This is a genomic window from Lentzea sp. NEAU-D7 (genome assembly GCF_026242055.1).
Lineage (GTDB): Bacteria > Actinomycetota > Actinomycetes > Mycobacteriales > Pseudonocardiaceae > Lentzea.
Window position 1 is genome coordinate 595624 of sequence record NZ_JAPJDL010000003.1, and the last position, 20853, is coordinate 616476.

Below are 20853 nucleotides of genomic sequence, written 5' to 3' on the forward strand. Positions count from 1 at the left end.
AGCCGGACCGACCGCGAGCCGGACCGGCCGCGAGCTAGAGCGACCAGGGCGGCGTGATCGTCTGCCCGTCCGCCAGCGTCCCCGTGATGCCCACCGACGTCGCCACCAGCACCCGCGCCGGTCCGCCGGTCAGCGACAGCTCGGTGTTCGGCGGCACGACGATCGCGTCGCCGGGCCCCGCGGTCTGCCCCTGGATCGTCACGGACCCGGACAGCACGTAGAACACCTCCTCCTTCGAGGCGCGGTGAGGCGTCCCGTCGCCCCCTTCCGGCACGTCGACGGTCCACAGCGCGATTTCGGCGCTGCCGCGCGACGGCACGGCCAGCGGCCTGAACTCGAACCCGCCGAACTCGAACAGCTCCGCGGAATCTCCGGTCACCAGCAAGACAACCTCCAAAGTAGTCATCCAAGTTGTCTAACCTTAGAATAAGGTCAACCAGGTTGTCTACCTGAAATGGGAAGCCAGAGATGGAACCGGTGCCGATGCTGCTGGCGATGACGTACCGCGCCATGGGCGACCAGTTCCACGACCGGCTCCGGCAGATCGGCCTCGAACCGCTCCGGCCAGCGCACGGCTACGTCTTCCGGTTCCTCAAGGAGAAGCGCGCCACCACCGTCGACATCGGACAGCACCTCGGCGTCACGAAGCAGGCGGCCGCGAAGATCGTCAACGAGCTCGACGACTGGGGTTACGTCCTGAGGGAGCCGCACCCGACGGACAAGCGCGCCCAGTACGTCACGCTGACCACGAAGGGCCGCGACTACCTGAAGTTCGCGGACAACCTGTGGGCGGACCTCGAAGGCGAGATGGCAGAGGCGATCGGTGAGGACACGCTCGCCACCATCAGGCGGGGCCTCGCCGCGTACCTGCAGCACGTGCACGGCGAGGACCAGCCGGGCCTCCGGCCGGTCTGGTAGCTCCTAGAACACCTGCGTCACGGCGATCACGGCGAACACCGCGAAGACCACCCCGGCCACCCGCTGGATCCAGTGCGTCGGCAACCGCCCGGCGAGCTTGCGTCCTACCAGGACGGCCAGCCCGGCCACCGCGACCAGCGCGAGCCAGGCACCGAGGCCGACGGCCAGCGGTGCGCCGTACCTGGCGGTGATGCCGGCGGTCGCGAGCTGCGAGGCGTCACCCCACTCGGCCGCGAACAGCACGCCGAACGACGTCAGCGCCGCACGCCAGAACGGCACGGCGGCGCTGGGTCCTGCCTCGTCGGCGGAGTCCTCGTCACGGGAGAAGCCCTCCCGGAGCAGCATGAACGCGCCCACGCCGAAGAGCACGGCCACCACGCCGGCCACGACGCGGTCGGGCAGCAGGGTGATGGCGGATCCGAACGCGGCGGCCACCACGCTCTGCACGGCGAACGCGGCGACGACGCCGACGAACACCGGCCAGGCGCGATAACGCGTGGTCAGCACCAGGGTGGCGACCATGGTCTTGTCCGGGAGCTCGACGAGGAACACCACCGCGAAGGCGGTGATGAACGCGAGCAATGAAGTGGCCACGAGGTCCTCCACGTCCGAATACGAACCCGGACGGAGGCGCGACAGACCCCGACCGGGCATGCTGCAACCCGGCCGGAGGTCTCGTTCGCCCGACATGAACATCGGGTGTGGGACCGGATCCACTCGAAGGCGGATCAGTATGTCGATCTCCACGCCACCGGCTGCGAGCTCCGGTGGGAACTACTCCCCTCTGGCGCACACATCGTATCCGACGCATGTCACCCACAAGGCGTGACTTCGCGCACGGGACCTTGGTCCCGAGGGTGGACGGGACCGTAGTACCTGATGGCGGCCATGATCCACACCTACGCTCGAAGACGTGGAAGTACTCGAACTCGCGCGGTGGCAGTTCGGCATCACCACCGTCTACCACTTTCTGATGGTGCCGCTGACGATCGGCCTGTCCCTGCTCGTCGCGGGGATGCAGACCGCGTGGGTGCGCACGGGCAACGAGCGCTACTACAAGATGACGAAGTTCTGGGGGAAGCTCCTCCTGATCAACTTCGCCATGGGCGTCGTGACGGGCATCGTGCAGGAGTTCCAGTTCGGCATGGCCTGGAGCGCCTACTCGCGGTTCGTCGGTGACGTGTTCGGCGCTCCGCTCGCGATGGAGGGCCTGGTCGCCTTCTTCGTCGAGTCGACGTTCCTCGGTCTGTGGATCTTCGGCTGGGACAAGCTGCCCAGGAAGGTCCACCTCGCCTGCGCCTGGGCGTTCAGCCTCGCCACGATGGCCAGCGCGTACTTCATCCTCGCCGCCAACTCGTGGATGCAGCACCCCGTCGGCATCGTGATGGACGAGGGCCGTCCGCGCCTCACCTCGATCTGGGCGGTGCTGACCAACAACACGACGCTGGCGGCCTTCCCCCACACGATCGCGGGAGCCTTCGCGGTCGCCGCGACCTTCCTCGTGGGCATCGGTGCGTGGCACCTGTGGAAGAAGTCCGACGAGGAAGGTGTCTGGCGCAGTTCGCTCAAGCTCGGCACCTGGGTCGGTGTCGTGGCGTTCGGAGTGCTCGCGATCAGCGGCGACATCCAGGGCAAGCTGATGTTCGAACAGCAGCCGATGAAGATGGCCGCCGCGGAGGCCCTGTGCCACACCGAGGAACCCGCAGCGTTCTCGGTCTTCGCGATCGGCGACGTCACCAGGCCGGACTGCGAGAACGTCAAGAGCATCACGGTGCCCGCACTGCTGAGCTTCCTGGCGCACAACGACTTCAGCAGCGAGGTGAAGGGCATCCAGGACCTGGTCCCGATGTACCAGGAGAAGTACGGCACGAACTACCCGGTCGACCCGCGGCTGGGCGAGCTCAGCGGCAAGCCGATCGACTACGTGCCCGCTCTTCCGGTGACGTACTGGGGCTTCCGGCTGATGATCGGCTTCGGCGCGATCTCGGCGGGGCTCGGCCTGCTGATGCTCTGGCTCACGCGGGGCGGTCGCGTGCCGCGGGGCAGGTGGTTCCCGGTCACCGCGCTCGCCGGCATCGCGACGCCGTTCCTCGCCAACAGCTTCGGCTGGATCTTCACCGAGATGGGGCGGCAGCCGTTCGTGGTCGTGCCCAACCCGTCCGGTGTGGACGGTGTCTGGATGTTCACCGCGCAGGCCGTGTCGGCGTCGACACCCGGCGAGATCCTCACCTCGCTGATCGCGCTCACCACGGTCTACGGACTGCTGGCCTGCGTCGAGGTCTACCTGATCCGCAAGTACGTCCGCGGTGGTGTCGCCGGGGTCATGCCCGCGAAGACCGACGACGGCGCGCTGGCGTTCGCGTACTAGGGGAGAAGCTGTGGAAACGCTCTGGTTCTGCCTGATCGCCCTGCTGTGGCTGGGCTACCTGTTCCTCGAAGGCTTCGACTTCGGCGTCGGCATGCTGCTGCCCTTCCTCGGGCGGGACAACACCGAGCGCCGGGTGATGATCAACACCATCGGTCCCGTGTGGGACGGCAACGAGGTGTGGCTCCTCGTCGCGGGCGGTGCCACGTTCGCGGCGTTCCCCGGTTGGTATGCGGCGCTCTTCAGCGCCGCGTACCTGCCGCTCACCCTGTTCCTGGTGGCGCTGATCGGCCGCGGCGTCGCGTTCGAGTACCGCGGCAAGGTGGACTCGGAGCGCTGGCGCAAGGTGTGGGACGCGGTCATCTTCGTCGGGTCGTGGGTGGCCGCGCTGGGCGTCGGCCTGATCATCGCGACCACGGTGACCGGGTTGCCGATCGACGCCGCCGGTGACCGGGTCGGGTCGCCCTTCGCGGCGATCCGGCTGGAGACGCTGCTCGGCGCGCTGGCGATCGCCGGCTACGCGCTGGTGCACGGTGCGATCTTCGTGGCGCTCAAGACCGAGGGCGAGATCCGCGAGCGCGCGCGCCGGACGGCGTTGAAGATCTCGCCGATCGCGTTGCTGCCGCTGGTGGCACTGCTCCTCCACGTCGCGGGTGTGTGGGCGTTGCCGGTGCTCGTGTTCGCCGGGCTCGCGTTGTGGCGGCTCTGGGTGGGCCGGGAGGGACAGGCGTTCGCGTTCATGGGCCTCGCCGTCGCCGCGACCGTGACGGTCCTGTTCGCCTCGCTCTACCCGAACGTCCTGCCCTCGACGCTCGACCCCGCGTACTCGCTCACCGTCGCGGGAGCGGCGTCCAGCCCGTACACGCTGATGGTCATGACGTGGGTGGCGGCGTTCGGCACACCCGCCGTGCTGATCTACCAGGGCTGGACCTACTGGGTGTTCCGCAAGCGCATCGGCGTCCAGCACATCCCGGCAGCGCACTGATGAGGCGAGGCCCGCTGGGCGCACTGCCCCAGCTCTCCAGGAGTGCCAGGCGCGCCCTCGTCGGGGTGGGCGCGCTGGCGTTCCTCAACGCCCTGGCGCTCGTCGCCCAGGCCGTCGCGCTGGCGTCGGTCATCACGACCCGTGAAGGTCTTCCGCTGCTGGCCGTGGCGATCCTGGCGCGAGCCGGTCTGTCGTGGGCGACGGAGTCCGCCGCCGCCCGTGCCGCCGCCGGCGCGAAGGAGGAACTGCGGACGCAGTTGCTGGCCAAGTCGTTCGAACGCGGTCCCGGCTGGATCGCCGACCGCGGCACCGCCGAGCTGTCGGTGCTCGCGACCAAGGGCCTCGACGCGCTCGACGCCTACTTCACCCGCTACCTGCCCGCGCTGGTCACGGCCGTGATCGTGCCGCCGCTGGCCGGAGCGTGGATCCTCTTCACCGACTGGCCCTCGGCCGTGCTGATCGCGGTCACCGTGCCGCTGATCCCGGTCTTCGCCGCGCTGATCGGCTGGTACACCGAGAAGCGCGTCAAGAAGGCCGCCGACGTCACGGAGCTGTTGAGCGCCCAGCTCCTCGAACTGCTCCGCGCCCTCCCGGTCCTGACCGTCTTCGGCCGCGCCGAGCAGCAGGCCGGTGCGGTCAGGCAGATCGGCGAACAGCACCGCAAGGCCACGATGGGCACGCTGCGGATCGCGTTCCTGAGCGCGTTGGTGCTGGAGATCGCCGCGTCGCTGTCGGTCGCACTGATCGCGGTCGGCGTCGGCATCCGGCTCGTGCACGGCGACATGACGCTGATGACCGCGCTGGTCGTGCTGATCCTGGCGCCCGAGTGCTACCTGCCGCTGCGCGCGGCCGGTGCCGCTCACCACGCCAGCGAGGACGGCCTGGAAGCGGTCCGCCGCGTGGCCGAGGTGGTCGAGCACGAGGACAAGGCCCGGCCGCGGCTCCCCGGCGGCTCTGTCCACGTGGACAACCTGCGCGTGCTCCGGCGCGGCGGCTTCGCTCCCGACGGCGTCAGCTTCGACGTCAGGCCGGGGCAGGTTCATCGGCTCGAAGGCGCGAGCGGCGCCGGCAAGTCGACGACGTTCCAGGTGCTGCTGGGCTTCGTGGAGCCGACGGACGGCACCGCGTTCGTGGCCGGCGACATCGCGTACGTGCCGCAGAAGCCCGCGTTCGCCGCCGCCACGCCCCGCGCCGAGCTGGAACTCACCGTTCCCGGCGCCGAGGACGTCGAGCAGGTCGCCGACGAGGTCGCGGCCGTGCACCTGCTCGACCGCCAGATCACCGACCTCTCGACCGGAGAGCGCCAACGCGTCGCGGTCGCGCGTGCCCTGCTGAGGGTTCGTCACGGCGCGACGGTGCTGCTCCTCGACGAACCGACCGCGCACCTCGACCCGGTGACAAGTCGCAAAGTCGACAAAGCGATCAAGCGGGCCAGCGCCACGGCCGCGGTCGTCCTCGCCTCGCACCGCGACAAGGAGACGACCGAGGACGAGACGTTCGCGAGGGTCGTCACCGAGGAGACGCAGGCCGAACGCCCGAAGCGCCTGCCGATCCCGTGGAAGGGCGCCGGGCTGGGCGTCCTCGCGGCCGTCGCCGGCATCGCGCTGACCGCCCTGGCGGCCCACCTGATCGCCCGCGCCGCCGAGATGCCGCCGATCCTGACGCTGACGGTGCTGGTCGTGGGCGTGCGGACGTTCGCGCTGAGCAAGGGCGTGCTGCGGTACCTCGAGCGCCTGGTCACCCACGACGAGACGTTCCGGCTCGCGAACAAGCTCCGTGCCGAGCTGTGGTTGCGGCTCGTGCGGACCCAACGGCGCGACGGGCTGCAGCGGCTCGTGGAGGACACCGACACGGTTCGCGACCTGGTGCCGCGCGTGCTGGTGCCGCCGATCGTGGCCATAGGCGCGGGCGTCGCGACCACGATCCTGTTCGCGTTCATCGACCTGGGTGCCGCGCTGACGCTGGGCGGGCTGCTGCTCGTGGCCGGCCTGACGGCACCGGCCGTCGCCGTGTGGACCGAGCGGCGGGCCAGCACGAAGCTCGCCAGGGGCCGCCGCAAGGTCGCCCGCGACACGATCAACGCCCTCGCCGCGGCACCGGACCTCATCGCGCACGACGCCCACCACCGCGTGCTGGCACAGCTGCACGCCGAGGACGTCGAGCTGGCCGGTCAGACCCGCCGGCAAGCGTTCGGCACGGGCGCGGCCACGGCGATCATCCTGCTCGCGACCGGTGCGGCGGCCCTGATCTGCGCCACGAGCGGCAACCCGGTGCTGGGTCTGGTGCCGCTCGCGCTCGCCGAACCGCTGGCCACCCTGCCGCTCGCGGCCCAGCAGCGCAGGGCGTTGCGGGAGGCGAGCGCGCGGCTGCAGTTCGACGCTCCGGACCGTCCCGAACAGCCGCGCGGCAAGCGGATCAGGCTGGAGAACGTCGACGTCCGCTGGCCCGGCGCGACCGAGCCGACGCTGCGGGACCTGCACCTCAACATCGAACCCGGCACGCACGTCGCGATCGTGGGACCGTCGGGCAGCGGCAAGTCGACGCTGTTCGCGTTGCTCCTGGGCTTCCTGCAGCCGGAGCGGGGGATCGTCGAGCTGCCGCGCGCCACCTGGTGCCCGCAGGAGCCGATGCTGGTCAGCACGACCGTCCGGGAGAACCTGCGGATGTCGGGCCAGCACGACGACGAGGCGTTGCGGGAGGCGCTGCGCAAGGCGTGCCTGCCGGAGTGGGCCGACCGGCTCGACACGATGATCAGGCCGGACCAGGTGTCGGGCGGCGAGGCGCAACGGCTGGCCCTGGCGCGGGCGTTGCTGCACGACGCCGACGTGGTGCTGCTCGACGAGCCCACCGCGCACCTGGACGAGCCGACCGCGCGCAAGCTCCTGGAGCAGCTCAGGCAGGACGGCAGGACGGTCCTGCACATCACGCACCGCCCGGACGAGGCGGCGAGGGCGGACCTGGTGCTGGACCTCGGCACGCCCGCATACCGTTGAGAGCCATGGACCCCTCTCTGGCGCGGCGTGTGCTCGTCGCGTCCACCGAGATCACCTCGGCGGCGCTGGAAGACCCGGAGAACGTGCTGCGGCTCGTGGTGGAGGCGGCCGCGGAGATCGCGGACGCCGACCTCGGCCTCGCCATGCTCGCCACGGAGGACGACGACGGCACGCTGACGGTGGAGGCCTCCAGCGGCGAGCCGGTCGTCGCGACGCTGAGCCCGCGCAGTGCCGCCGCCAAGGCCGCGCGCACGGGCGTCCCGGTGATGGCCGACGACGTCACGAACGACCCGCGCACGGCCCCGTACGTGCCACAGCCGTTGCGCGTCTACGGACCGTTCGCGGTGGCGCCGTTCGGCACCTCGGACCGCAAGATCGGCGCCCTGGCGGTCTACCGCCGCCGGGACAAAGCGCCGTTCACGCAGGAGACGGTGGACGTGCTGACGGCGTTCGCGGCCCAGGCGGGCCTCGCGGTCGTGCTCTCCGAGGGCTTCACGGCACGGCAGCGCGTCGCGGTCTACGAAGAGCGCGAGCGCATCGCCCGCGACCTGCACGACGTGATCATCCAACGGCTCTACGGCGCAGGCGTGCAGCTCAGCCTGCTCGAACGACGCCTGGGCAAGAACCTCGACAACTCGCAGCGCGCCCGGATCAACGAGGCCGTCGACCTGGTCGACGAGACGATCGCCGAGGTCCGCGCGACCGTCCGCGAGCTGCGCAACACCGACCCGGCCGACTCCGCCGACCTGCACGACTCGATCAGGGCCGAGGTCCGCACGGCCGGCGAGCTGCTCGGCTTCGCGCCGCGCCTGCACGTGGCCGGCGACCTGGCGAACGTGCCGCGCAAGCACGCCGACGACGCGCGGGCTGCGTTGCGCGAGGCGTTGTCGAACGTCGTGCGGCACTCAGGCGCGACCAACGTCCAGATCGACGTACGGCGCGATGAGAAGCACCTGCTGCTGCGCGTCGCCGACAACGGCTGCGGCATCCCGTCCGGCGTGACTCAGCGCGGGCTGCGGCACCTCGCCGAACGGGCGAAGTCCGCGAGCGGCGATTTCCGCGTGGTGAGTTCGCCGAACGGGACGACGCTCACCTGGTCCGTCCCCGTTTAGCCACCCAGGCGGCGGCCTGCGTCCGCCGTTCCATGCCGAGTTTGGAAAGCACGGACGTCACGTAGTTCTTGACGGTCTTCTCCGCGAGGAAGAGGCGTTCACCGATTTGGCGGTTGGTGAGGCCCTCACCGATGAGTTCGAGCACGCGCTGTTCCTGGTCGGTGAGGCCGATCGGGGTCGGATTGCGCATCCGTTCGAGTACTCGGCTTGTGGTGGCGGGGTCCAGAAGGGACCGTCCAGCTGCGACCTCGCGCACGGCCGTGACGACGTCCTGTCCCCGAACCTGCTTGAGCAGATACCCCGACGCCCCGGCCATGATCGCGCCGACGAGCGCTTCCTCGTCGTCGAACGCGGTCAGCACGAGGCAACGAATGCCGAGGTCCCGCAACGACCGGCACAGGTCGACGCCGCTGCCGTCCGGCAGCTGGACGTCGACCACCGCCACGTCGGGCGGGATCTTCCGAGCCCGCGTCACCGCCTCGTCGACGGAACCGGCCTCGGCGACGACCGAGATGTCCTCCTCGTCGTCGAGCATCTCGCGCAGTCCTCTGCGCACCACTTCGTGATCATCAACCAACAAAACGCGCACTGGCACGAATCCACCGTACGTCGAATGGCTGTTCCTGAGTGTGACTCGAATTGGCACAGTTCTTGTCATGGCAGAAGGCTCGGTACGACCGGTCGAGGAAGCAGATCGCATAGTTGTCGCCCGACTGGTTCTCGAGCTATGGGGCGCGCACACCGCCGTAGCGCACGGCGAGGTGTTCTTCCCGGCGAGTCTGCCGGGCTTCCTCGTGGAGAAGCAGGGCCAGGTGCTGGGGCTGCTGACCTACGCGGTGGCGAACAACCAGCTGGAGATCGTCACGATCGACGCACTTCGGCGGGGCCGTGGCGTCGGTACCGCGCTGGTCGACGCCACGGTCCGCCAGGCGCGCACGCTCGGATGCAACCGGGTGCGCCTGACGACCACCAACGACAACCTCGACGCGATCCGCTTCTACCAGCGCCGCGGCTTCAAGCTGGTGGCGTTGAGACCGGACGCGGTGCGCGAAGCGCGCAAGCTCAAGCCCGAGATCCCCGCGGTCGGGGAGTTCGGCATCCCCATCACAGATGAGCTCGACCTGGAACGATGGGTCGCGCCACGGCAGTAGTCCACAGGTGTCCACAGCTCTGTCCACAGGGTTGTGCACAACCCTTGTGCACAACTAGACGTGCAACGGGTTGAACGCCTCGTCCCACGCGGCGGCGACCTGGTGGGCGCACGTGGACGGTGCGACGCCCCCCACCCCGGTGCCGAGTCCCGGCATCGCGATGGTGCGGACGGCGTCGCGCACGAGCGTGCCGTCCTCCAGGCGACCGGTGAGCCAGAGCATCAGCACGGCCCGTGCGGCGAGGTACGGGTGGACGGTGTCGACCGGCAGCCGTTCGCCGGGCCGGCGCATCGTCGGAGCGCTGATGAGCCACGCCGGCTCGGTCTCGCCGGTCGCCACGATCTGCGCCTCGCCGACCGGGAGCTCACCGCCGTGCAGCGCCAGAACGGCGCTGCGGACGTTGTTCTCGACCTGGGGGAAGGCCGTGGCGTAGACGGCGTCGATGCCACCGCGCATCCAGCCCTGCGAGTTCGCCGGGCTGACGATGGCCTGCGCGTGGATGTCCAGAACGGACCCGCGGTGCACCCGCACCCCGTCGCGGCCGTCCGCGACGGCGAGCCAGGCGTTCGCCATCGGTTCGTCGACCGCGCACAACACGAGTTCTGGCGCTAGAGCGGGCACGCCCCAAGCATTCCAGTTCGAACGGTCCCGGCGGAACCCAGGATTGGCCCCCGACACAGGCGTGATTCGCGCCTCTACTGTGTGCGGGTGCCTCGCATTGCGTACTTCGGACCACAGGGGACCTTCACCGAGCAGGCCGCGTCGCGGTTCGAGGGTGAACTCGTTCCGTTCGAGACGATCCCGCTCGCCGTCGCCGCCGTGCGCGACGGTTCGGCCGACCTCGCGTGCGTGCCGATCGAGAACTCCGTCGAGGGCGCCGTGCCGGTGACGCTCGACGTCCTCGTGCGCGACGAGCCGGTCGTCGCCGTGGCCGAGACGGTGCTGGACGTCAAGTTCAGCGTCCTGGTCCGGCCCGGGACCACCGAGATCCGCACCATCGCCTCGCACCCGCACGCGCTGGCCCAGGTCCGCGAGTGGATCGCCGCCACGCTGCCCGGCGCCACCGCGATCGCCACCTCGTCGACCGCGGCCGCCGCTGCCGCCGTCGAGCGCGGCGAGTTCGACGCGGCCGTCTCGGCCCCCGTCGCCGTCAACCACTACGAGCTGGACGAGTACGCCACCGACGTGCTGGACGTGCCCGACGCGCGCACGAGGTTCCTGCTGCTGCGCCGTCCGGGCCAGCTTCCTGAGCCGACCGGCGCAGACCGCACGAGCGTCGTCGTGACCACCCCGAACCGCGTCGGCGTGCTGTCCGAACTGCTCACCGAGCTGGCGTTGCGTGGCATCAATCTCACAGGCCTCGAATCGCGCCCCCAGAAGGGCAAACTGGGGACGTACCGCTTCTACATCGACGTCGAGGGGCACATCGCAGAGCCGAGGATCGGTGACGCGCTGGCCGCGCTGCACCGACACTCGCGCGAGATCCGGTTCCTCGGGTCCTTCCCGAAGGCCGACCACGAGCCCGTCGAGGCTCACAACGCCGAGTTCGCCGCAGCCGCCTCCTGGGTCGATGCTGTCAGAAAGGGCGAGCGCGGGTGAGGTTGCTGCTGGTCAGGCACGGTGAGACGGCGTCGAACATCGAACGCAAGCTGGACACGGCCATGCCGGGACCCCCGCTCACCGACCTGGGCCTCAAGCAGGCCCGCGAACTGGCCGACTCCCTCGCCGGCGAGAACATCACCGCCGTCTACGCGAGCATCGGCCTGCGCGCCCAGCAGACCGCCGCCCCGACCGCCGAACGCTTCGGCCTGCCCGTCCAGATCCTGGAGGGCATCGAGGAGATCCAGGTCGGCTCACTCGAAGGCCGCAACGACACCGAGGCCTACAAGGCCTACCTCGACACCGTCATCGCGTGGGCGGAAGGCGCCCTGCACGTGGCGTTCCCCGGCGGCGGCGAGACCGGTCAGCAGGTGCTGGACCGGTTCCTCGGCGCCATCTCGACCATCCGGGCCGACGGGACCGTCATGGTCGTGACGCACGGAGGCGCCGGGCGGATGGGCGCGCTGGCTCTCGCGTCGAACGTGCCGGTGGAGCTGGCCGAGAACCTGCTGCCGAACACCGGCGTCGTGGTGCTGGAGGCCGAGGGCGACGGCTGGGTGTGCCGGTCCTGGGCGGGCGTGGAGATCTAGCCCGCCTCACCCGCGCGGGGGAGGGGCCTCAGCCCCAGCCCAGTTCGTGCAGCTTGGCGTCGTCCACCCCGAAGTGGTGCGCGATCTCGTGCACCACGGTGATGATGACCTCCTCGACCACGTCCTCCTCGGTGTCGCAGATGTCGAGGATCGCCTCGCGGTAGATGAAGATGTGGTCGGGCAGCGTGCCGCCGTAGTCGGAGTTGCGCTCGGTCAGCGCGATGCCCTGGTAGAGCCCGAGAAGCGAGGGCTCCTCGGGGTTGCGGTCCTCGACCAGCACCACGACGTTGTTCATCGCGTGCGTGAAGCCGGGCGGGACCAGGTCCAGTGCCTCTTCGACCAGCTCGTCGAAACGAGCCCTGGTCATCTCGACGGTCATCGGTTCTCGGTGCTCGACGGGGGCGGGCTGGAGGAGGGCTTGTCGGGCTTGCCTGACTCCGAGGGCTTGCCGGACTCCGACGGCGGCTTGCCCGACTCGGAGTGCAGCGGGGCGCCGGTGGGCTCGTCCTGGGCCTTGACCGACGTCGTCTGCGGCGGGTTCGCGGTGGTCAGCGGCGCGCCGTTGGGGTTGCGGACGCTGCCCTCCCACGCCACGAGGTTGTTGCCCTGGGGTACCGCGCCGATCTTGCAGTTGGCCTTGCGGGAGCCGACGGCCCAGCTCTCCTCGGCGCGCGTGTCCCACGTGACCAGCAGGTTCTTGGCCTTCAGGTCGGCGCCGCCGGTGTACTCGGCGGCGATGGCCGCGCACTTCTCGGACATCACGGAGTCCTGCGCCTCCAGGGCCATGAACGGGCCCTCGGGGTGCTGCACGACTCCGACGATCTCGAACGCGTGCGGCTTGGCGCAGTCGATCGGGTCGCCCACCTTGTTGTTCTCGGCCAGGGCGACGCAGACGCCGGGGTCGTAGACGGCGGACTGGTCCTGGGTCTTCGCGCTGCCGTACGACGGCAGGGCGGCGCCGGACGGGGCGGTGACCTGCAGACCGCACCTGAGCTGGCGATAACCGCTCGACCAGCGGCCTTCGTCCGGGTTCAGGGTGCTGACGCCGTACTTGCCCTTCGGGTCGAGTTTGCCGCCCATGTAGGTGGTCGACGCCTGGGCGCAGTTGTCCTGCGCGATCTTCTCCCAGGCCTCGGCGTTCGGGAACGGCGCTTCCTTCGGGTACGCGGCGGTGATGTCGGCCGTGCCGGTGACCTCGAACTTGTGCGCGGCCGAGCAGTCGACCTTCTGCGCGTCGGACAGGTCCGCCTTCTCCCAGTTGAGGCACTCGCCCGCGACGGCCTGGTACGCGGCGTTGACGAGCTCACGCTTGGTGGTGAGCGGGCCTCCTGCCAGCACGGACGTGAACGCGGACAACATCAACAAGCCGAAGGCGCCCGCGAAAGCACCGGCCATCACGATCCGCGTGTCGCGGATGTGACCGGATCGACTCAACCAACCGGCGCTCGGAGACATCTCATCCATGATGCCCGTGCCGTGTGAGACGGCTGTGCGCCGGGTTGGGTCGAGTGTTGCTATTAGGACACTCGTCACCGAATTGGCCATGTTTCAGCCGTCTCGCTAGGTACCTTGCCCGCGGGAGTGGTGATGACTGACAACAACCTGCCAGGACCTGGCCAGCCGACGCCCCAGCCTGGGTCTCCGTCGGGACAGCCCGGCCAGCCGCAACAGCCCGGCCAGCCACAGCAGCTGCCGCCGTACCAGCCTGCGCCGCAGCAGGCCGGCCCGAACCAGCCGCCCGCCAAGGGCAAGGTGCGCCAGCAGCAGGCCGGCGTGACCAAGCCCCGCCAGGCCACGGTCGCCGAGCAACGCGCTCGTGCCGCCGCGCTCAAGGCCCAGCAGGAGCGGTTCGCCGCCGAGTCCGCCGCGTTCGAGAAGAAGCGCAAGACGCGCAAACGCCTTCTCATCGGCGGTGGCGTCACCGTCGGCGTGATCGCGCTGGTCGCGATCTGGTACGCGGCCGCCAGCCCGAAGAACGTCACCGCGCAGTGCACCGACTCGAACAACGTGATCGTCGACGACGACTACTGCGACGAGTCGTACTACCGCAGTCACGGTGGGTACAGCAGCGGCGGCTTCATCTACATCGGTGGCACCTCGTACCGCTACAACTACGGCGGCTCGGGCGCGGTCGGCCAGAAGGTGTCCGGCGGCAGCTACACGATCCCCAAGGGCGCGAACGTCACGACCAAGTCCGGCACGTCGGTCCAGCGCGGAGGCTTCGGCATCAGCAGCGGCTCGAAGAGCAGCGGAGGCTGAGCACAGTTGCGTCGTGAAGCCTCACAGCCGCGGCCGAACTGGCAGCGGACGGTCTCCGACCAGGGCTTGGTCTTCGGCCTGCCCGCGAAGTACGCGAACGGCGCCGACCGTCCGTACTGGGACGAGTCGGTGCACTACGTGTTCGAGATGAGCGAGGTCCTCTCGCTCGAAGCCGACGTCGAGCTCCTCCACTCCATGTGCCTCGACGCGGTCGACAACGTGGTGCTCACCGAGCGGTACCGCGACTTCGGCATCCCCGAGTGGGTGTGGCCGCACATCGCCGAGTCGTGGCGCCGCCGCGACCCGCACGTCTACGGGCGCTTCGACCTGCGCTACGACGGCTCGGGCCCCGCGAAGCTGCTCGAGTACAACGCCGACACCCCCACGTCGCTGCTCGAGGCCGCGTACGTCCAGTGGTACTGGAAGGAAGACGTCTTCCCGGACGGCGACCAGTGGAACTCGCTGCACGAGCGCCTGGTCGAGCGGTGGACGGAGATCGGCGCGAAGCTGCCCTCCAGCGAGCTGCACTTCACCTGGTCGGGCGCAGACCCGTCCGGCGAGGACCACCTCACGATCGCCTGCCTGCAGGAGACGGCCGCCGAAGCGGGCCTGAACACCGTGGGCCTCGCGATCGAGGAGGTCGGCTGGGACACGCTGCTCAACCGGTTCGTCGACCTCGAAGAGGCCCCGATGGGCACGGTCTTCAAGCTCTACCCGTGGGAGTGGGTGGTCGAGGAGCAGTTCGGCCGCCACGCCGTCGAGTCGCTGCCCGGCACGCTGTGGGTCGAGCCGCTGTGGAAGATGCTGCTCTCCAACAAGGCGCTGCTCGCGATCCTGTGGGAGATGTACCCGGGCCACCCCAACCTGCTCCCCGCGTACCTGAACGACCCCGGCATGCTCACCGAGTACGTGCGCAAGCCGCTGCTCGGCCGCGAGGGGTCGAACATCCAGATCGTCGCCCCGGGCTACGAGACGCAGACCGGCGGCGTGTACGGCAAAGAAGGCTTCGTGTACCAGCTGTTCGATCCGCTTCCGGAGTTCGACGGCTACCGCCCCGCGTTGGGTGCCTGGGTCGTCGGCGACACGTCGGCAGGCCTCGGCATCCGGGAAACGGTCGGTCTGGTGACCGACGATGGCGCGGCGTTCGTGCCGCATCGAATTGTTGAGTAAGACTCCGAAAGGGAACAGGTAATGGACTACACGACGCTCGCGTTGGACCCCGGCTTCGGCTCGGCCATCGGCCGGGGCATCGGCGCGATCGCGCTGTACGCCGTCGTCGGTCTGGTCCTCATGGTGTTCGGCTTCTACGCGATCGACTGGACGACGCCGGGCAAGCTGTCGATCCTGGTCCGCAACGGCGCGCCGAACGCCGTGATCGTCACCGCCTCCGGCCTCGTGTCGATGGCGTTCATCGTCGTCGTCGCCATCCTGAGCGCGGTCGGCAAGCTCGACGAGGGCCTGCTCACGTCGCTGATCTACGGCATCGTCGGCATCATCGTGCAGGTCGCGGCCGTGCGGCTGCTGGAGTGGGTGACCAAGCTCGACATCGGCTCGATCATCGAGTCGGACAGGTTCGCGCCGGCCTCCGTCGTCGTCGCGGCGGCCCACGTCGCCCTCGGCCTCGTGGTGGCGTTCGCGATCTACTAGGCCGTTCGGCTGTCGAGGGACCCGGTGCCGTGTTCGGCGCCGGGTCCCTTGTTCGCGGGTGCCGCCACCATTGGAGCAATCCTGTCCAACCGTCCCGTTTCGCGACCTTTGAAGCGTGACCACGCATCCCCGTCTGGTGCATTCTCGTAACTCGATGGGGTGGACTTGGGGGGATGCAGTGCGTGTGCTCGCATTGGGGCCGGTCGAGGTGTGGGACGGGGACAGAAAGGTGGCCCTCGGAGGGCCCAAACCCAGAACGTTGCTGGTGGCGTTGCTGCTCCAGTTGAGGCAGGTCGTCACTGCCGACCGGCTCGTGGACCTGATCTGGGACGAGTCACCGCCGCAGAGCGCAGCCGCCCTCGTTCACACCTACGTGTCGTCGCTGCGGCGGGTGGCCGGGCAGGCACTGGTCACCCGAGCACCGGGCTACCTCCTCGACGTCGAGTACAGCGACATCGACGAGTTCACCCGGCAGGTGTCGCTGGCGCGGCAGGCCGAGCGGGACGACGATCCCGCGACCGCGTTCCGCCACTACGAACGAGGACTCGAGCTCTGGCGGGGTCCCGCGCTGCACGGGATCGAGGCGAACTTCGCCAGGGGCCACGCCCTGGCCCTGGAGGAGTCACGCCTGTCCGCCCAGGAAGGACTCGGCCGCTGCGAGCTGGCCCAGAGCCGGTTCGAGGACGCGATCGGACGACTGTCCGCGCTGGCGCACTCCCACCCGGCGCGTGAGGACACACGACTGCTGCTGATGAACGCGTTGTACCGGGCGGGCCGGCAGGCCGACGCGCTCGCCGTGTACCGCGAGGCGCGGACCTACCTCCTCGACGAGCTCGGGATCGAGCCGGGCGAGAAGCTCCAGACGTTGCACCGGCAGTTGCTGGCCGGGACGCTCGAGATCCCGCTGCTCGCCGCCGCACCCGCGCGGAACGCCGTCGTGCCGCACCACCTCCCGCCGGACATCAGCGACTTCACCGGCCGGCAGGACGCGTTGGCGCAGGTGCTGGCCGTCGCCGCCGCACCGGCGAACACGACGTCGACCCCGACCGTCGTCATCTCGGGCTTCGGTGGCGCCGGCAAGTCCGCGCTCGCCGTGCGCGCTGCTCACCTGCTGCGCCGCGACTACCCGGACGGTCAGCTCTTCGCCGATCTCCGCGGCTCCGAGCGGGATCTGCGATCGCACGAGGTCGTGGGACGGTTCCTGGGCCTGCTCGGCGTTCTCGGCAAGGACCAGCCGGACGGGATCGACGAACGCGTCGAGCTGTACCGGCGCCTGGTCGCCGACCGCAAGCTGGTGATCGTCCTCGACAACGCCCGCAACGAGAGACAGGTGCGCTCGCTGTTACCGGGCAACCCGAACTGCTTCGTGATCATCACGAGCCGTTCACGCCTGACCGGCCTGGAGGGGGCGGACCCCGTCGAGCTGGGGCTCCTCGAGCCGGAGGTCAGCGCGGAGATGCTCAGCCGGATCGCGGGCGAGCAGAGGGTGAAGGCGGAGCCGGAGTCGGCCCGGCACATCGTCGAACTGTGCGGCGGCGTGCCGCTGGCCCTGCGCGCGGCCGCGGCCAAGCTGCTCGCCCGCCCCCATTGGCCGCTGCGCACGCTCGCGAAACGCCTGTCCGACGAGCGGCGAAGGCTCGACGAGCTCACCGTCGGTGATCTCGCGATCCGCTCCAGCCTGCGGTTGAACCACGCGGACCTCGACGACCTGCACCGCACGGCGTTCCACCTCCTCGCGGTGCTCGACATGCCCGACTTCGGCGCGTGGGTCGCCGCGCCGCTGCTCCTCGTGGACCTCGACGAGGCCGAGGACGTCGTGGAACACCTGGTCGAGCTCAGGCTCCTCGACGTCGCCGGGGTCGACCACATCGGACGTGTGCGTTACCGCTTCCACGACCTGGTGCAGCTCTTCGGTGCGGAGCAGGCGCCTCTCGACGAGAGCGTCACCACTGCGGTCGGCAGGCTCCTCGCCACGTGGGTGACGCTCGTCGAAGCAGGTTCGAAGCGGTTGCCACGAGTCACGCTGGGTCTGCGCCCCCGGCCCGGCGTGGAGGAGGAGGTCGATCCGCGCCTCGTCGAAGAGGTCGAGGAGAACCCCATGGGGTGGCTGCACTCCGAGACGAGTGCGGTCGTGCGGGTGGTCGAACGCGCGCACGACCTCGGGGCCGACGAGATCACGACGACGTTGATCACGTCGCTGCTGTCGTCGTCGTTCTCGGCCCGCAACGAGTTCGACGGCTGGCAACGGACGCACGACGTGGCACTCCGTGCCGTGCGTGCGCAGGGCAACACGGCGGCCGAGGCCGTCGTCCTGGCCGGGCTCGGGCAGCTGCGGTACGAGCAGGACGACTTCGACGCGGCTCTGACGAACTTCCAGCAGGCGGCCGATCGCGCGGAGCTGGTGGGCGACGACGCCACGTTGGCGGTGGCGCTGGTCGGACTGGGCACGGTGTACCGCGACCTCGCGTCCTTCGACCTCGCGCGGTCGGCGTTGAAACGGGCGGTGCTGCTCGGTGACGACGAGATCGTGGCGGCCGCCGAGTACGGCCTGGGGGCGATAGACCGCGATCTGGGAGATCTGGCCACCGCGGAAACCGCGCTCGAACGCAGCCTCTCGCTCTACCGGAAGCTCGAGGACCAGCGAGGTACCGCACTCGCTCTGCGCGGCCTGAGCCTGTGCCAACGAGCGTCGGGGAAGTTCCTGGAGGCGGTCGAGTCGAGCCGGGAGGCCGAGGCGCTGCTTCGAGTGGCCGGTGACGAGCTCGGGGCCGTGTACGCGGTGCAGTCCTCGGTGAAAGCCTCGCTGCGCGCGGGGTTGTTCGAGGGCCTGGACGACCTGCTGGCCGAGTGCGCCGAGGTCTGCGAGAGGCAACGGGACCGGTTCGGCCTCGCCCTGACGACGAGGACCAGGGGAGAGCTCTCCCTGACCTTGGGAAGGCCCGACGCAGCCGCGCTGCTCTCGGAGGCTCTGGAGCTGTGGACGGAACTCGGCGCACCGCTCTGGCGTGCGCGGACCATGCGCGACCTCGCCGCGGCCACCTCGGACGCCGAGACCTGGACGGCCGCACTCGAGCTCTTCCGGTCGCTCGGGGTTCGCGAGGCCACCGAGCTGGAGGGGATGACCGCGGCCGAGTGGCTGTCGTCGACACGTCTGTCGTAGTGCCCGGCAATATGCGCTGGCGGTAGCCCACTACTCTGTTGAGGGTGATTGACCTCAAGGTGTTGCGCGAGAACCCGGAGATCGTGCGCGCTTCGCAGCGCGCCCGCGGCGAGGACGAGGGCGTCGTCGACAGCCTGCTGTCCGCGGACGAGCGCCGGCGGACCGCCATCTCCCGCGCGGACACCCTGCGCGCCGAGCAGAAGGTGCTCGGCAAGGAGGTCGGCAAGGCCAAGGGCGACGAGCGCGCCGCGCTGCTGGCCAAGGCGAAGGACCTGGCCGCCGAGGTCAAGGCCGCCGAAGCCGAGCAGAACGCCACCGCCGACGAGGTCAACGAGCTCCTCGCCAAGATCCCGAACCTGGTGCACCCGGACGCGCCGGTCGGCGGCGAGGACGACTTCCGCGTCGTCAAGACCGTCGGCGAGCCGCGCGAGTTCGACTTCGAGCCGCAGGACCACCTCGACCTGGGCACGAAGCTCGGCGCGATCGACATGGAGCGCGGCGCGAAGGTCAGCGGCTCGCGGTTCTACTTCCTCAAGGGCGTCGGCGCGCAGCTGGAGCTCGCGCTGCTCAACATGGCGGCGGCGCAGGCCACGGCCAACGGCTTCGAGCTCATGATCACGCCCACGCTGGTGCGGCCCGAGATCATGGCGGGCACCGGCTTCCTGGGCGCGCACTCGAGCGAGATCTACCACCTGCCCGCCGACGACCTGTACCTCGTCGGCACGTCGGAGGTGCCGCTCGCCGGCTACCACGCCGACGAGATCCTCGACGGCGAACGCCGCTACGCGGGCTGGTCGTCGTGCTACCGCCGCGAGGCCGGCTCGTACGGCAAGGACACCCGCGGCGTCATCCGCGTGCACCAGTTCAACAAGGTCGAGATGTTCTCCTACGTCAAGCCCGAGGACGCCGAGGCGGAGCACGCCCGTCTGCTGGGCTGGGAAGAGGAGATGCTCGCCAAGATCGAGGTGCCCTACCGCGTCATCGACACGGCGACGGGCGACCTCGGCACGTCGGCGCACCGCAAGTTCGACTGCGAGGCCTGGGTGCCGACGCAGCAGAAGTACCGCGAGCTGACGTCGACGTCGAACTGCACGACGTTCCAGGCACGCCGCCTGAACGTCCGCTACCGCGACGAGAACGGCAAGTCGCAGATCGCCGCCACGCTCAACGGCACGCTGGCGACCACGCGCTGGATCGTCGCGATCCTGGAGAACCACCAGCAGGCCGACGGCTCCGTGGTGGTCCCCCAGGCGATGCGCCCGTTCATGGGCGGCCTGGAAGTGCTCAGGCCGAGGTAGTCGCGAGCTCCGGCCGTCGCGCAACTGCGACGGCCGGGGCCTGTAGAACCTTGAAAGATCGTTGGAGTCGTCTTGGAGACGGCTTGAAGACGTGAACGACAACCTTTTGGTGCAAGGGAAAACAGTCCCGACACCAAGGGGTTCACATGCTTCGGAACACCGTTGCCGCTGCGCTCTCAGCCGCAGCCGTTGCGCTGCTCACCGCGCCGGCCGCGCTCGCAGCCGCTCCCGCACCGCTCAACGACGACTTCCAGATCCTGCTCTACTGCCAGGAAATCGGCGTGCCCGGTGGCGTCAGCCGCGCCGACATGATGGTCAGATCGCAGCCGTGGATCGACGCCCGCGTTCCCTACAGCCAGGCGGGCTGCCACTCCAACCAGTACGGCAGCTACCGCACCGACTGCTCGGGGTACGTGTCCCTGATCTGGGGCCTCGGCCGGTCCGAGACCACCCTGACGCTGCGGAACTTCTCTTCCCTGATCAACCGCGCAGACCTGCGCACCGGCGACGCCTTGCTCAACGACGGCCACGTCGCGCTTTTCGTCCGCTGGGCCGACGGGGCGCGAACACAGCCCGTCGTTCGGGAGCAGGCGGGACCCAATGGTGCGCCGACCGTCGAGCGCACCTGGTCAGCGGGCACCGCGAGCACCTATGAGCCGCGCCGCTACCACAAGGTGATCGAGGCCCCCACTCCACCTCCGTCCGCGTCCAAGGATTTCAGTGGTGATGGTCGTTCGGACATCGCGGCGATCGATCCCAACGGCACGATGGCGTTG

20 protein-coding genes are annotated in these 20853 nt (G+C 69.7%); 14 read left to right on the forward strand and 6 right to left on the reverse strand.

The annotated features are described in order from the left end of the window. Positions 1–34: 34 nt before the first annotated feature. Positions 35–379, reverse strand: a complete 345-nt coding sequence (locus ORI60_RS09825) for a cupin domain-containing protein (protein ID WP_266036544.1) — start codon at positions 377–379, stop codon at positions 35–37. Between the two features lie 89 nt (positions 380–468). Between ORI60_RS09825 and ORI60_RS09830 the strand changes: the two genes are divergently transcribed. Then, entirely contained in the window at positions 469–918 is a 450-nt protein-coding gene (locus ORI60_RS09830) for a MarR family winged helix-turn-helix transcriptional regulator (RefSeq protein ID WP_266036546.1), read from the forward strand. 3 nt (positions 919–921) lie between these two features. Here the strand turns inward: ORI60_RS09830 and ORI60_RS09835 are convergent, their stop codons facing one another. Further along, a complete protein-coding gene (locus ORI60_RS09835) occupies positions 922–1500 on the reverse strand; it encodes a TMEM165/GDT1 family protein (protein ID WP_266036603.1) in 579 nt (192 codons plus the stop codon). Positions 1501–1831: 331 nt separating this feature from the next. On the opposite strand from ORI60_RS09835, the gene ORI60_RS09840 reads away from it, so the two are divergent. From ORI60_RS09840 to ORI60_RS09860, 4 genes are read left to right on the forward strand one after another with little or no spacing between them, the layout of a single operon-like run. Next, positions 1832–3286, forward strand: coding sequence for a cytochrome ubiquinol oxidase subunit I (locus ORI60_RS09840; protein WP_266036548.1), 1455 nt, complete (start codon positions 1832–1834; stop codon positions 3284–3286). A gap of 10 nt (positions 3287–3296) precedes the next feature. After that, complete coding sequence (gene cydB / locus ORI60_RS09845) at positions 3297–4268, forward strand: cytochrome d ubiquinol oxidase subunit II (RefSeq protein WP_266036550.1); 972 nt, start codon at positions 3297–3299, stop codon at positions 4266–4268. Then, positions 4268–7261, forward strand: coding sequence for a thiol reductant ABC exporter subunit CydD (gene cydD, locus ORI60_RS44595; RefSeq protein ID WP_323055893.1), 2994 nt, complete (start codon positions 4268–4270; stop codon positions 7259–7261). Before cydB ends, cydD begins: the two co-directional genes overlap by 1 nt. 5 nt (positions 7262–7266) lie before the next feature. Then, a complete protein-coding gene (locus ORI60_RS09860; protein ID WP_266036552.1) occupies positions 7267–8373 on the forward strand; it encodes a GAF domain-containing sensor histidine kinase in 1107 nt (368 codons plus the stop codon). Here the strand turns inward: ORI60_RS09860 and ORI60_RS09865 are convergent. Next, the gene (locus ORI60_RS09865; RefSeq protein ID WP_266036554.1) at positions 8351–8968 is read right to left on the reverse strand and encodes a response regulator; all 618 of its coding nucleotides are present in this window, start codon (positions 8966–8968) and stop codon (positions 8351–8353) included. The two genes, ORI60_RS09860 and ORI60_RS09865, sit on opposite strands and share 23 nt — an antisense overlap. A gap of 61 nt (positions 8969–9029) precedes the next feature. Here ORI60_RS09865 and ORI60_RS09870 point away from each other — a divergent pair, with 61 nt between their 5' ends. Continuing rightward, positions 9030–9524 carry a GNAT family N-acetyltransferase gene (locus ORI60_RS09870; protein ID WP_266036556.1) on the forward strand — a complete coding sequence of 165 codons (495 nt, stop codon included), beginning with the start codon at positions 9030–9032 and terminating at the stop codon, positions 9522–9524. 54 nt (positions 9525–9578) lie between these two features. Here the strand turns inward: ORI60_RS09870 and ORI60_RS09875 are convergent, their stop codons facing one another. Then, on the reverse strand, positions 9579–10097 hold the full coding sequence (locus tag ORI60_RS09875) for a macro domain-containing protein (RefSeq protein WP_266036605.1): 519 nt from the start codon (positions 10095–10097) through the stop codon (positions 9579–9581). Positions 10098–10232: 135 nt separating this feature from the next. On the opposite strand from ORI60_RS09875, the gene pheA reads away from it, so the two are divergent. Together pheA and ORI60_RS09885 are read left to right on the forward strand one after the other, a co-directional pair. After that, on the forward strand, positions 10233–11123 hold the full coding sequence (pheA, locus tag ORI60_RS09880; protein ID WP_266036558.1) for a prephenate dehydratase: 891 nt from the start codon (positions 10233–10235) through the stop codon (positions 11121–11123). After that, entirely contained in the window at positions 11120–11713 is a 594-nt protein-coding gene (locus ORI60_RS09885) for a histidine phosphatase family protein (RefSeq protein ID WP_266036560.1), read from the forward strand. Before pheA ends, ORI60_RS09885 begins: the two co-directional genes overlap by 4 nt. Before the next feature lie 28 nt (positions 11714–11741). On the opposite strand, the gene ORI60_RS09890 is transcribed toward ORI60_RS09885, so the two are convergent. Both ORI60_RS09890 and ORI60_RS09895 read right to left on the reverse strand, forming a co-directional pair. Further along, complete coding sequence (locus ORI60_RS09890) at positions 11742–12092, reverse strand: metallopeptidase family protein (RefSeq protein ID WP_266036562.1); 351 nt, start codon at positions 12090–12092, stop codon at positions 11742–11744. Continuing rightward, the gene (locus ORI60_RS09895) at positions 12089–13147 is read right to left on the reverse strand and encodes a septum formation family protein (protein ID WP_266036563.1); all 1059 of its coding nucleotides are present in this window, start codon (positions 13145–13147) and stop codon (positions 12089–12091) included. Before ORI60_RS09895 ends, ORI60_RS09890 begins: the two co-directional genes overlap by 4 nt. A gap of 153 nt (positions 13148–13300) precedes the next feature. On the opposite strand from ORI60_RS09895, the gene ORI60_RS09900 reads away from it, so the two are divergent. The 6 genes from ORI60_RS09900 to ORI60_RS09925 all read left to right on the forward strand — a co-directional run. After that, a complete protein-coding gene (locus ORI60_RS09900) occupies positions 13301–13972 on the forward strand; it encodes a hypothetical protein (protein WP_266036564.1) in 672 nt (223 codons plus the stop codon). 6 nt (positions 13973–13978) lie between these two features. After that, the gene (locus ORI60_RS09905; RefSeq protein WP_266036565.1) at positions 13979–15142 is read left to right on the forward strand and encodes a glutathionylspermidine synthase family protein; all 1164 of its coding nucleotides are present in this window, start codon (positions 13979–13981) and stop codon (positions 15140–15142) included. Positions 15143–15163: 21 nt separating this feature from the next. Beyond that, complete coding sequence (locus tag ORI60_RS09910) at positions 15164–15619, forward strand: DUF350 domain-containing protein (RefSeq protein WP_089907738.1); 456 nt, start codon at positions 15164–15166, stop codon at positions 15617–15619. Positions 15620–15848: 229 nt separating this feature from the next. Then, positions 15849–18779: an AfsR/SARP family transcriptional regulator gene (locus tag ORI60_RS09915; protein WP_266036569.1), complete on the forward strand. Its 2931-nt coding sequence runs from the start codon at positions 15849–15851 to the stop codon at positions 18777–18779. Positions 18780–18823: 44 nt separating this feature from the next. After that, complete coding sequence (serS, locus tag ORI60_RS09920) at positions 18824–20077, forward strand: serine--tRNA ligase (protein WP_266036571.1); 1254 nt, start codon at positions 18824–18826, stop codon at positions 20075–20077. A 146-nt stretch (positions 20078–20223) separates the two neighbouring features. Next, positions 20224–20853: hypothetical protein (locus ORI60_RS09925; RefSeq protein ID WP_266036573.1), on the forward strand; the 630-nt coding region annotated here is incomplete at its 3' end.

What these genes read in the sequence shown, in the direction of transcription:
- ORI60_RS09830 (WP_266036546.1), top strand. Translation starts at nt 469, where the DNA reads ATGGAACCGGTGCCGATGCTGCTGGCGATGACGTACCGCGCCATGGGC.
- cydD (WP_323055893.1), top strand. Translation starts at nt 4,268, where the DNA reads ATGAGGCGAGGCCCGCTGGGCGCACTGCCCCAGCTCTCCAGGAGTGCC.
- ORI60_RS09860 (WP_266036552.1), top strand. Translation starts at nt 7,267, where the DNA reads ATGGACCCCTCTCTGGCGCGGCGTGTGCTCGTCGCGTCCACCGAGATC.
- ORI60_RS09870 (WP_266036556.1), top strand. Translation starts at nt 9,030, where the DNA reads ATGGCAGAAGGCTCGGTACGACCGGTCGAGGAAGCAGATCGCATAGTT.
- ORI60_RS09875 (WP_266036605.1), bottom strand. Translation starts at nt 10,097, where the DNA reads ATGGCGAACGCCTGGCTCGCCGTCGCGGACGGCCGCGACGGGGTGCGG.
- ORI60_RS09890 (WP_266036562.1), bottom strand. Translation starts at nt 12,092, where the DNA reads ATGACCGTCGAGATGACCAGGGCTCGTTTCGACGAGCTGGTCGAAGAG.
- ORI60_RS09900 (WP_266036564.1), top strand. Translation starts at nt 13,301, where the DNA reads ATGACTGACAACAACCTGCCAGGACCTGGCCAGCCGACGCCCCAGCCT.
- ORI60_RS09910 (WP_089907738.1), top strand. Translation starts at nt 15,164, where the DNA reads ATGGACTACACGACGCTCGCGTTGGACCCCGGCTTCGGCTCGGCCATC.